We start from the raw sequence: 10,667 nt of genomic DNA, 5'->3' as shown, positions 1-10,667 counted from the left end.
GCGCAGATCGAGGAGACCACCTCGGACTACGACCGCGAGAAGCTGCAGGAGCGCCTGGCCAAGCTCGCGGGCGGCGTCGCGGTGATCCGCGTCGGCGGCGCGACCGAGATCGAGGTGAAGGAGAAGAAGGACCGCGTGGACGACGCCCTGCACGCCACCCGCGCGGCGGTGGAAGAGGGCATCGTTCCGGGCGGCGGCGCGGCCCTGCTGCGGGCGCGCGACGCCATCCGCGACCTCAANGTGAAGGAGAAGAAGGACCGCGTGGACGACGCCCTGCACGCCACCCGCGCGGCGGTGGAAGAGGGCATCGTTCCGGGCGGCGGCGCGGCCCTGCTGCGGGCGCGCGACGCCATCCGCGACCTCAAGAGCGACAACGCCGACGTCCAGGCCGGCATCAAGATCGTCCTGAAGGCGCTTGAGGCCCCGATCCGCCAGATTGCCGCCAATGCTGGCGTCGAGGGCTCGATCGTGGTCGGCAAGGTCAGCGAGAACTCCTCGCAGAGCTTCGGCTTTGACGCCCAGAACGAGACCTATGTCGACCTGATCCAGGCCGGCATCGTCGACCCCGCCAAGGTGGTGCGCACCGCCCTGCAGGACGCTGCCTCCGTGGCCGGCCTGCTGGTGACGACCGAGGCGATGGTCGCCGACGCGCCGAAGAAGGAAGCCCCGCCGGCCATGCCGGGCGGCGGCGGCATGGGCGGCATGGACTTCTAAGTCCAGCCACCCGGTTCTGAGAGACGGGAGGGGGTCGCCGAAAGGCGGCCCCCTTTTCCGTTGAAGCGGTCCGGATCGCCTCCCGCCTTGCGCGCGCGATGCCCTTGCGTCAGGGTCGTGGTCACGGAGGGTGCGATGGGTAAGCGTCGACCGCAGGACCTGACGATCACCGAACGATCCGCCATCGCGGACGAGTGCGCGCCCGCACGATCCGATCTGCCAGAATCCACCATTCCGTCGCCCGGCGTGCGGATGCCTCGATCGGCGGTGCCGACTTTCGGGCGGCTCCTGACCTCGTCGGGGCTACATGATGGGATTTGCCGGAGCGCGACGCGACTCCGTTGCGGGATCTCAACCTCTGATGTCCCGTCGATCGCGGCCGCCTCTCTCGAGCCTGATACCCGTTTTCCTGCCGCAACTCACCCGACGGTTGAGGACGTGAAACATGCCTGAACGCGGACCGGTGCCGAGGACCGGCCAGGGCGAAGCGCTCGGCAACAGCACAGTTCGAGGGAAGGAGTAGATGACATGCCCAGCCTCACCACACCGGGAACCATTCATACCGTGCTGGCTGCCGCCGGGATCGTGCTCGGTATGGTGCAATTCCTGAACCGCAAGCGTGGCAGCCTGCATCGGGCCGTCGGCTACGCGTTCGTCTATGCCATGCTGGTCGCTGATTGCGCGGCCCTGCTCGTCTTCCAGTTCACGGGTAGGTTGAACATCCTGCATTTCGGGGCGCTGACAAGCCTTGCCTGCATCGCTGCAGGCATGTGGCCGGTGCTGCGCTCATCTCGGCGCCCCGACTGGCGCGAGAAACACTATCTCTGGATCTCGTGGTCCTATGTCGGGCTGCTGGCCGCGGCGGCGACCGAACTTGTCGTGCGCACCCTGCTCCTCAGAAATGCGGGCCATGCCTGGCTCGTGACCCTTTCGGTCACGCTAACCGTAACCCTGGTCGGTCGAGCCCTCATCCTCCGCCATCAACCAGCCGCGAGGGGTCCCGTGTGACGCGGCTGGCAGGAAAGGCCCGGCCCCTGGCAGGGCCGAGCCGTTGGTCGACCATCCACCGGTCGGCGCCCGGGTCGGGCGCGGTGCAGAACGATCCATTGTCGACCGCCTCCGAGCATGACGGCGTGGCGCTGCTCACGCTGGACGGGTCCCGGGGGTTGAAGTCACGCATGCAAAGCCGGGCGCGGTGAGGCAGAGGCGGACGCCGTCCTGAGGAGCAATAACGAGGAGCAACAACGGCGCAGCCTCCGTTCCGCGCACACCCGAGCGTGACGCGGACTTGGCTGCCTGGTCTTTGCCGGGTCCGCCCTCCTGGGTGTCGCCCGCGCCCGATCTGACGCCCACGCCCGCCCTGGCCGGGGCAATGAGGCCGCCACGATGCAGGCGCGGCGGTCGAGAAGGCATCGTCCCCGGCGGCGGCACCGCGCTACTGCGAGCCAAGGCGGCCATCCAGAACCTGTCGAGCGACAACGCCGACGTCCAGGCCGGCATCAAGATCGTCCTGAAGGCGCTTGAGGCCCCGATCCGCCAGATCGCCGCCAATGCTGGCGTCGAGGGCTCGATCGTGGTCGGCAAGGTCAGCGAGAATTCTTCGCAGAGCTTCGGCTTCGACGCCCAGAACGAGACCTACGTCGACCTGATCCAGGCCGGCATCGTCGACCCGGCCAAGGTGGTCCGCACCGCCCTGCAGGACGCCGCCTCCGTGGCCGGCCTGCTGGTGACGACCGAGGCGATGGTCGCCGACGCGCCGAAGAAGGAAGCCCCGCCGGCCATGCCGGGCGGCGGCGGCATGGGCGGCATGGACTTCTGAGGTCCACGCTCAGGTCACACGGGAAGGGCCGCCGCGAGGCGGCCCTTTTCCGTTGCGGCCCACGTCCGGTAGCCTGCTGGGATGAGCTTGATCGTCCCTCTCCCCAGCCAGCGCGCCCTGTTCGAGCTTCCCGACCACGTCAGCTACCTCGATGCCGCCGCGTGGACGCCCGTGCCGCGGCCCGTGCGCGAGGCCGGCGAGGCGGGCCTGCTGATCAAGCGCCAGCCCTGGGCGCACCCGCGCGAGGACGTACCGACGCAAGCCGAGCGGGCGCGCCGCGCGGCGGCGGCCCTGATCGGCGCCGCGGCGGACGACATCGCCATCGTGGGGTCGGTGAGCCACGCCATCGCGACCGCGGCCGGCGCGATCGCGCCCCTGCCGGGCGGGCGCATCCTGCGCGTCGCCGACGAGTTTCCCTCCCAGTGCTTCGCCTGGGACCGGATGGCGGCGCGCCACGGGATGAGCGTCGACATCGTGCCCCGCCCGGCGGACGGCGACTGGACCGCGGCCCTGCACGAGGCCATCGCCCGTCCCGGCGCGCCGCCCCTCGCGGTGGCGGCGCTCACGCCCCTGCACTGGTCGGACGGCGCGCCGATCGACCTCGACGCGCTTGCCCCCGCGATCCGCGCAACCGGCGCCGCGCTGGTGGTGGACGCGACGCAGGCGGTGGGCGCCGCGCCGGTCGATGTCGGCCGCCTCCAGCCCGATTTCCTGGCCTTCCCGACCTACAAGTGGGTGCTCGGCCCCTACAGCCTCGCCTTCCTGTACGCCGCGCCGCACCGCCGGGACGGACCGCCGCTGGAGGAGAATTCCGGCAACCGCCCGCCGGCCTCGGGCGCGCGCCGCTACGACCGCGGCGAGTGCAACGATCCGGTCGGCCTGCCGATGGCGGCCGCCGGGATGGAGTTGATCGCCGCCTGGGGCCTGCCGGCGATCGCGGCCCGACTCGCCGCCCTCACGGACCGCTTGGCGGAGGGCTTGGCCGCGATGGACCTGCCGGTGGCGCCCCGTGCCCGGCGGGTGCCCCACATCCTCGGCCTGCGCCTGCCCGGCGGCCTCCCGCCCGGCGCCATCGACCGTCTGCGGGCGCGGGACGTCTTCGTCAGCGACCGCCTCGGCGTGCTGCGCATCAGCCCGCATGTCTGGACGGACGAGCGGGACGTGGATGCCTGCCTCGCCGGGATTCGCGCGGTGCTGCGCGGGGGCTGAGTGCTGTCGGCAATTGGGCTCTTCAGGGATGACGTCTGGGAGTCGAAGGGGTTCGATCCCGGCGGGGAGCACGCCCAGCCACGCGCGCACAGGGTCGTCCGGAGAAAATCGATGGCGTGGGGAACCCCTCTCCCGCTCGGGCTAGCCTATTCACACATCGCCGGATGAGGCGCGGGATCTCCTCTCCCCGCGTGCGGGGAGAGGGCTGCTTGCACCTTGTCGTGCAAGCAGCGAGCCCGTGTTGGCCCGATAGGGCCAAACGCGACGGTGAGGGGGCGTCTCAGGACAGAGCGCACCCAGAACCGCCCCCTCACCCTCGGCTGCCGCCTCGTCTCGCCCCCGACAAGGGGAGCTCGACCCTCTCCCCGCACGCGGGGAGAGGAGAACGTGCACGACCCGACGTGTGAATCCGCAAGCCCGCTCGGGAGAGGGGATCCCGCGCTATCCTCGGTCGGGGTTTTGGCCTTCGACGGTCGCGCCGCAAGTGGGGTGAGGAGAAGCCAGCGTCTTGTCCGGCGAGCGGAAGGGCGTGGAGCTCAGGCGGGATGGGCAGGGGAGGACCCATCCACCGGCGCGTGCGGAACGAGACCCAACGGCACTGACCGCCATTGAGCAAACCCCCGCCCTCGGTCTAGATCCATCTCGATGGCGGTCATCGCAGCCTACGTGGTCAATGCGATCCTGAACCTCGTCCTGGGCCTGCTCGTCGCGCAGATCCTGGGGCCTGAGGAGTTCGGGGCCTTCGCGCTCGGCATCGCCGGAGCCTCGGTGCTCACGACGCTGTCCTTCGAGTGGCTGCGCCTGTCGGCGACGCGCCACTACTCCGCGCGCGTGCGCGAGGCCAAGCCCTCGATCCGGGCGACGCTCGACCGGGCCTACGGGGTGATCGGGCTGGGGCTGGCGGGCGTGGCGCTCCTGTGCGCCGCGGCGTGGCCCTTCCTCGGCGAGCCGGCGCGGATGACCGCCGCCGCGGCGCTCGCCGCCATCGGGATCGGGGTCTTCGACTACCACACCGCGCTCGCCCGGGCGCTGTTCGTCGGGCGGCTCTACCTGCGTCTCGTCCTGGTGAAATGCGGCCTCGCCCTGGTGTTCATGGCCGGCGCGGCCTGGGCGACCGGCAGCGCCGCCGCCGTTTTGGCCGCGGTCGGGATCGGCCAGTTCCTGGCCGCGCTCCTCCTGCGCGGCGGGCTCGCCGACGCCCCGCACCATCCCGAACGCCCGCGGGGACGGGCGCATCTGCGCCGCTTCCTGGCCTACGGCCTGCCGCTCATCGCCGCCATCGTGGTCTTCCAGCTCATGCCCTTCGTCAACCGCGGCGCCGTGGCGTTGACCGCGGGCCTCACGGAGGCCGGCTACTTCGCGCTCGCCGCCGATATCGGCGTGCGGGTGTTCATGACGCTGGGCACCGCGCTGGACGTCATGCTGTTCCAGCTCGCCGTCCGGGCCGAGGAGGCGGAGGGACGCGCCGCGGGCGAGGCGCAGGTCGCGCGCAACCTCGCCCTCGTGGCGGCGATCCTCCTGCCCACCGCCGCCGGTCTCTGGTGCGTGGCGCCGGCCCTCGAGGCCCTGGCGATCCCGCCCGCCTATCGCGGCCATTTCACGGACTTCCTGGCGCCGCTGCTGCCCGGCTTCGCCGCCACCGCGCTCCTGCTGTTCGGCCTCAACCCGGTCTTCCAGATCCGCCGCCGCACCCGGCCCGTCATCGCCGCCGCCCTGGTCGGCCTCGCGGCCAACGCCGCCGGCATCGCGGCGCTGTCCGGGCCGTTCGGGGCCATCGGCGTCGCGGCGGCGCAGTCCCTCGGTGCCGTTGTGGCGCTGGCCTTCCTGTCCTGGCGTGCGCTGACCGGGCCGCAGCGCCTGCGCCTGCCGCTCTCCGACCTCGCGGGCGCGGTCCTGGCGACCGGGCTGATGACCGCCGCGCTCCTGCCGCTGCGCGGCCTCCCGCCCTGGCTGTCGCTCGCCGCGAGCGTGCCTCTCGGCGCGGCGCTCTACGCCGCCCTGGCGTGGCGCTTCGACATCGCGGGCCTGCGCGGAGTGGTGATGGCCGCCCGGCCCCGGCGCCCCGCGGCGGCCGGGTGATGGGGCCGGCTCCCCCGGCGCCGCGGCCGGCGCGTCCCGTCACGGCCGCCTTCCTGGAGCGGGCGGCGCTGCACTACCTCGAATGCTACGGCGCCTCGACCGAGATGCTGCGCCGGGTGCTGCAGCGGCGCGTCGCCGCCCGCTGCCGCCTGCGCGAGGAGGATCCGGCGGCCTACGCGGAGATGATCGAGGCGGTGGTCGCCAAGGCGGTCGGGGCCGGGCTCGTCGACGACACCGCCTTCGCCGCCGCCAAGGTCCGCTCGCTGCGCCGCCGCGGCGGCTCGGCCCGGGCGATCCAGGCCAAGCTCGCCGCCAAGGGCGTGGAGCGCGAGGTCGTGGAGGCGGCGCTCGCGGCCGAGGAGGCCGAGCGCGATCCGGACGCCGAGGAGGACGGGGAGGACGATGCCGCCCGCGCCTATGCCCGGCGCCGCCGGCTCGGCCCCTTCCGCCGGCCCGGCACCCGGGCGGCGGCCCGCGAGCGCGACATCGCCGCGATGGCGCGAGCCGGTTTCGGGCTGACCCTCGCCCGCCGCGTCATCGACGCCGAACCGGAGTGAATTTCAGCCCCGGGTGGTGAGCAGCACGCCGAAGGCGATCGCCGCCACGGCGAGCGCGGTCGGCAGGTTGGGGATCTCGCCCAGCACCGGGATCGCGAGCAGCGTCGCGATCACCGGGACGAGGGCCGTGAAGGCCGGGGTGCGCCGGCCGATCAGCGCCAGCGAGCGGTTGAAGGCGATGAGGGCGACGACGCTGGCGAGCAGGCCCTGGTAGACGAGCTGCAGGATCAGCTCGGCGGCCGGCGCGGCGGCGAGCTTGGAATAGCCGAGGGCGAAGTAGGGCGGCAGGTAGACAACGCAGGAGACGACGCAGATCAGCGCCGTCGCCTCGATCGGGCGCAGCGTCGAGCGGCGCATCCGCACCGTGCCGATCGCCCACAGGGTCGCGGCGCTGAGGAACATCGCGTAACCGTAGAGTTCCTCGGTGCTCCGAAAGGCGCCCGCCAGCGTGACGGCGCCCGCGAGGATCAGCACGAGGCCGGCCAGCGCCACCCGCCCCGGCCGGTCGCGCAGGAAGATGATGCCGAACAGCGCTGCCAGGAGCGGCATCGTGCCGGGCGTCAGGGCCGCCCCGTGTCCCGCATGGACGAAGCGCAGGCCGGTCGAGATGAGCAGGGCGAAGGGCGCTCCCTGCCCGACGATCAGCCAGACCGCGTCGATGACCTGCGGGCGCGTCAGGTGGCGCAGGCGCAGCATCACCGGCGCCAGCACGAGCCCGCCGATGCCGAACCGCAGGGCGACGAGGTCGGCGGGGCCGAGCACGCCGCCGGTCCCGACCGTGCGCCGCGTGACCACGAACCAGCCGCCCCAGATCGTGACCGCGAGGAGCGCCCAGGCGACGCCCGCGAGGAACCGGCTGCGCTCGGCCGCCTCGTTCACGGCAGGGGGTGCGAAGGGCTTCACGGCGCGGCCCCGACCACGGCGGGCGCCGCTTCGTCCGCAAGTTGCAGGCGGTGGAGCCGGGCGTAGGTGCCGGCCTGCCGGATCAGCTCGTCGTGGCGGCCGGTCTCGATCACCCGCCCGGCCTCCATCACGACGATCCGGTCGGCGTCGCGCACCGTCGAGAGGCGATGCGCGATGACGAGCGTGGTGCGCCCGCGCATCAGGCGGGTGAGGGCGCCCTGGACCAGCCGCTCCGATTCCGCGTCGAGCGCCGAGGTCGCCTCGTCGAGGAGCAGGATCGGGGCGTCGCGCAAAAAGGCCCGCGCGAGCGCGATGCGCTGGCGCTCGCCGCCCGAGAGGCGCCCGCCGGCCGGGCCGACCCGGAAGGCGTAGCCCTCCGGCCGGGCGGCGATGAAGTCGTGCGCCGCCGCGGCCCGGGCCGCCGCCTCGATCTCGGCCGGGGTCGCGCCCTCGCGGCCGAAGGCGATGTTCTGCGCGATGCTGTCGTCGAACAGGACCACGTCCTGCGAGACCACCGCCACCGCCCGGCGCAGGGAGGCGAGGGTCACTGCGCGCACGTCCTGCCCGTCGATGAGGATGCGGCCCGCGCCCGCGTCGTAGAGCCGGGGCACCAGCGAGAGCAGGGTCGACTTGCCCGAGCCGGAGCGCCCGACGAGCGCCGTGGTGGCGCCCGCCGGCACCACGAGGTCGACGCCCTCCAGCGCCGGCTGGTCGTCGCGGTAGCGGAAGCAGACGCCCTCGAAGCGGATCTCGCCGCCCGCGACGGTGAGCGGGCGGGCGCCCGCCGCCTCGCGGATGCGCGGCGCCTCGTCCATCAGCGCGAAGGTGCGGGCGAGCGCCGCCGTCGCCTCCTGCAGGATGGCGTTGAGGTTGCCGAGCGCGCGGGCGGGCTGGGCGGCGAGCAGCAGCGCCGCCACGTAGCCGGTGAAGTCGCCGACCGTCTTCTCGCCCGAGAGGATGCGCTGGCCGATCAGCACGAGGACGCCCGCCACCGCGAGCCCGCCGCCGATCTCCAGGAGCGGGTCGAGCCGCCCGCGGGCGTTGGCGGCCTTCATCTTGAGCCGGCGCACCTCGTCGAGGGCGGCTGCCGTGCGGCCCTTGAGATAGCCTTCGAGGCCGTAGGTCTTGGCGACCCGCGCCCCCGCGAGGCTCTCGCTGATCAGGCTCGCGGTGGCCCCGACCTGCTCCTGCGTCGAGGTCGAGACCCGGCGCAGCTTGCGGCCGATCCGGGCGATCGGCTGGGCCACCAGCGGCACCACCACGGCCGCCCCGAGCGTGAGCCAGGGATCCATCCAGAGCATCGCGCAGGCGAGGGCGAACAGCATCGCCACGTCGCGCAGGAGCACCGTCGAGATGCGGGTCAGCGCCTCCTTGATGAAGGCAAAATCGGTGGTGAAGCGCTGGGTCAGGCTCGCCGGGCTCTCGCGCCCGAGCTGCGCGAGGTCGGACTCGATCATGTGGCCGTAGAGCGCCGCCTGCATGTCGGCCTCCACGCGGGTGACCACCCGGTTGGTGAGCACCGTCTGGGCGAAGAGCGCGAAGCCGCGCAGGGCCGTGACCGCGATGACCAGCACCGGCGCGTAGGCCAGGGCGGTCGCGTCCTTGGCATCGAAGGCGTCGAAGGCCGTCTTGATCAGGGCCGGATAGAACCCGGTCGCCCCGCCCACCACCACGATCAGCACCAGGACCACGGCGAGCGTCGCCGCGTGGGGCCGCAGCCAGTCGCGCCAGAGCCGGAGGAGGAGGGGGAGCGTGTCGCCCCGGATGAGCGCGCGCCGCGCCATGCTGGCCTGATCGTGGTTGCTGCGGGCTCCGGCACTAGAGCCGCGCCCGATCGCGCTGCGATCGAACGTCGCTCTAAGTCTTTGATTTGCCGCAAATTCTGCGACTAACCGGGATCCACTTCGTCGGAAAATGCTCTAGCATGCGGGCCGCGGGCCGACAACGCGGGCGGAAAGCGCGGCGGCCATGCAGTGCCGGCGCGCCCTCAGTGCCAGCCCTGGCCGAACCGGCCGGTGGAGTGCATCAGCGTGTGCCCGCAATCGAGGCAGAGGTAGCGCGTCTCGACCCCGCCGCCGAAGGCCTCGATCACCGGCGTCGAGGCCACCACCATCAGGCGGGCATGGGGCAGCACCTCTGGGTGCGAGCGCATCTGCCCCTGGCAGGCGCGGCAGGCCGCGTCGTCGGCGCTCATCATGAACCGGTGCGGCGCCGGCCTCGACCGAAGCTGGGGGGCGCGCTGCGACATGCACGTGCCTTGCGGGGAAGGGAACCGGAGTGGAACCGGCTTCGGATGTGAACCGACCCCGGCGCGAGCGTCAACCCCGCCGGCCGACGCCGGTTCTGGTCCGATGCGGCCGACCCCTGGGCAGGCCAAGGACCGTGCTCATGGTCTCCTGCGCCGCCGGCGGTGTAACAATGTTGCATTGCAGTTTCGAGCCGGTATGGTGCGCCCCGTTCGGTCGGCCGGGGAACCACGATGCGCGGAGCGAGGATTGCGGCGGTGCTGCTGGCGCTGGTCTGGGCGGCCGGCGCGGCGGCGGAGCCGCTGAAGGTGGTCGCAACGTTCTCGATCCTCGGCGATCTCGTGCGGCAGGTGGGGGGTGATCGGGTCTCCGTCGCGGTGCTGGTCGGCCCGAACGGCGACGCGCACAGCTTCGTCCCCTCGCCCGGCGACGCCCGGACGCTGGCGGGGGCGCGGCTGGTGGTGGTGAACGGTCTCGGCTTCGAGGGCTGGATCGACCGCCTCGTGAAGGCGTCCGGCACGAAGGCGCCGGTGGTGGTGGCCTCCGCCGGGGTGACGCCGATCGAAGAGGAGGAGGGGCACGATCACGCCGGCCACGGCCACGGCGCGCACGCGCTCGATCCGCACGCGTGGCAGAGCGTCGCCAACGCCAAGCGCTACGTCGCCACCATCCGCGACGGCCTGATCGGCGTCGATCCGGAGGGGCGCGCGGCCTACGAGAGCCGGGCGAGCGCCTACCTGGCCGGCCTCGACGCCCTCGACGCGGAGGTGCGCCGCACCATCGCGGGCATTCCGGAGGCGCGGCGCCGGGTCATCACCACGCACGACGCCTTCGGATACTTCGCCCGGGCCTACGGCCTGCGCTTCATCGCGCCCCAGGGCGTGTCGAGCCAGAGCGAGGCCACCGCCCGCGACGTCGCCCGCATCGTGCGGCAGGTGAAGCGCGACCGGATTCCGGCGGTCTTCCTGGAGAACGTCGCCGACCCGCGGCTGATGCTGCAGATCGCGCGCGAGAGCGGCGCCAAGGCCGGCGGGCGGATTTTCTCCGACGCGCTCTCCGAGCCGGGCGGACCCGCGCCGACCTACCTCGACATGATGCGCAACAACCTGCGGGAGTTTTCGGCGGCGCTGGCCGGATAGA

General features: G+C 72.8%; 9 protein-coding genes and 1 pseudogene. 7 read left to right on the top strand and 3 right to left on the bottom strand.

From position 1 onward, the window contains the following. Nucleotides 1-6 precede the first annotated feature (6 nt). The 6 genes and pseudogenes from ACKUB9_RS28295 to ACKUB9_RS28270 all read left to right on the top strand — a co-directional run bounded on the left by ACKUB9_RS28295 (nucleotide 7) and on the right by ACKUB9_RS28270 (nucleotide 6,378). Nucleotides 7-714, top strand: coding sequence for a TCP-1/cpn60 chaperonin family protein (locus ACKUB9_RS28295; RefSeq protein ID WP_410825965.1), 708 nt, complete (start codon nucleotides 7-9; stop codon nucleotides 712-714). 528 nt (nucleotides 715-1,242) lie between these two features. Then, on the top strand, nucleotides 1,243-1,722 hold the full coding sequence (locus ACKUB9_RS28290) for a DUF2306 domain-containing protein (RefSeq protein ID WP_407529340.1): 480 nt from the start codon (nucleotides 1,243-1,245) through the stop codon (nucleotides 1,720-1,722). Nucleotides 1,723-2,104: 382 nt separating this feature from the next. After that, nucleotides 2,105-2,533, top strand: a pseudogene (locus ACKUB9_RS28285) (TCP-1/cpn60 chaperonin family protein); the annotation flags it as partial. A gap of 81 nt (nucleotides 2,534-2,614) precedes the next feature. After that, on the top strand, nucleotides 2,615-3,742 hold the full coding sequence (locus ACKUB9_RS28280; RefSeq protein ID WP_407529339.1) for an aminotransferase class V-fold PLP-dependent enzyme: 1,128 nt from the start codon (nucleotides 2,615-2,617) through the stop codon (nucleotides 3,740-3,742). Nucleotides 3,743-4,387: 645 nt separating this feature from the next. Next, on the top strand, nucleotides 4,388-5,821 hold the full coding sequence (locus ACKUB9_RS28275; RefSeq protein ID WP_407529338.1) for a lipopolysaccharide biosynthesis protein: 1,434 nt from the start codon (nucleotides 4,388-4,390) through the stop codon (nucleotides 5,819-5,821). After that, nucleotides 5,821-6,378, top strand: a complete 558-nt coding sequence (locus ACKUB9_RS28270; RefSeq protein ID WP_407529337.1) for a regulatory protein RecX — start codon at nucleotides 5,821-5,823, stop codon at nucleotides 6,376-6,378. Before ACKUB9_RS28275 ends, ACKUB9_RS28270 begins: the two co-directional genes overlap by 1 nt. Nucleotides 6,379-6,381: 3 nt before the next feature. Here the strand turns inward: ACKUB9_RS28270 and ACKUB9_RS28265 are convergent, their stop codons facing one another. From ACKUB9_RS28265 to ACKUB9_RS28255, 3 genes are all read right to left on the bottom strand, one after another. Then, nucleotides 6,382-7,281 (bottom strand): DMT family transporter, encoded by a 900-nt coding sequence (locus tag ACKUB9_RS28265; protein ID WP_407529336.1) that lies wholly within the window; start codon nucleotides 7,279-7,281, stop codon nucleotides 6,382-6,384. Continuing rightward, complete coding sequence (locus tag ACKUB9_RS28260; protein ID WP_407529335.1) at nucleotides 7,278-9,065, bottom strand: ABC transporter ATP-binding protein; 1,788 nt, start codon at nucleotides 9,063-9,065, stop codon at nucleotides 7,278-7,280. The genes ACKUB9_RS28265 and ACKUB9_RS28260 overlap by 4 nt, the downstream gene beginning before the upstream one ends. A 203-nt stretch (nucleotides 9,066-9,268) precedes the next feature. Next, on the bottom strand, nucleotides 9,269-9,478 hold the full coding sequence (locus ACKUB9_RS28255; protein WP_407529334.1) for a hypothetical protein: 210 nt from the start codon (nucleotides 9,476-9,478) through the stop codon (nucleotides 9,269-9,271). Nucleotides 9,479-9,760: 282 nt separating this feature from the next. On the opposite strand from ACKUB9_RS28255, the gene ACKUB9_RS28250 reads away from it, so the two are divergent. Further along, nucleotides 9,761-10,666, top strand: a complete 906-nt coding sequence (locus tag ACKUB9_RS28250; RefSeq protein WP_407529333.1) for a metal ABC transporter substrate-binding protein — start codon at nucleotides 9,761-9,763, stop codon at nucleotides 10,664-10,666. Nucleotide 10,667: the final 1 nt, after the last annotated feature.

Origin of the sequence: Methylobacterium oryzisoli, assembly GCF_046557895.1 — a bacterium.
Lineage (GTDB): Bacteria > Pseudomonadota > Alphaproteobacteria > Rhizobiales > Beijerinckiaceae > Methylobacterium > Methylobacterium oryzisoli.
This window is presented reverse-complemented; position numbering and strand designations above follow the sequence as displayed.

What these genes read in the sequence shown, in the direction of transcription:
- ACKUB9_RS28290 (WP_407529340.1), top strand. Translation starts at nt 1,243, where the DNA reads ATGCCCAGCCTCACCACACCGGGAACCATTCATACCGTGCTGGCTGCC.
- ACKUB9_RS28280 (WP_407529339.1), top strand. Translation starts at nt 2,615, where the DNA reads ATGAGCTTGATCGTCCCTCTCCCCAGCCAGCGCGCCCTGTTCGAGCTT.
- ACKUB9_RS28275 (WP_407529338.1), top strand. Translation starts at nt 4,388, where the DNA reads ATGGCGGTCATCGCAGCCTACGTGGTCAATGCGATCCTGAACCTCGTC.
- ACKUB9_RS28270 (WP_407529337.1), top strand. Translation starts at nt 5,821, where the DNA reads ATGGGGCCGGCTCCCCCGGCGCCGCGGCCGGCGCGTCCCGTCACGGCC.
- ACKUB9_RS28260 (WP_407529335.1), bottom strand. Translation starts at nt 9,065, where the DNA reads ATGGCGCGGCGCGCGCTCATCCGGGGCGACACGCTCCCCCTCCTCCTC.
- ACKUB9_RS28255 (WP_407529334.1), bottom strand. Translation starts at nt 9,478, where the DNA reads ATGATGAGCGCCGACGACGCGGCCTGCCGCGCCTGCCAGGGGCAGATG.
- ACKUB9_RS28250 (WP_407529333.1), top strand. Translation starts at nt 9,761, where the DNA reads ATGCGCGGAGCGAGGATTGCGGCGGTGCTGCTGGCGCTGGTCTGGGCG.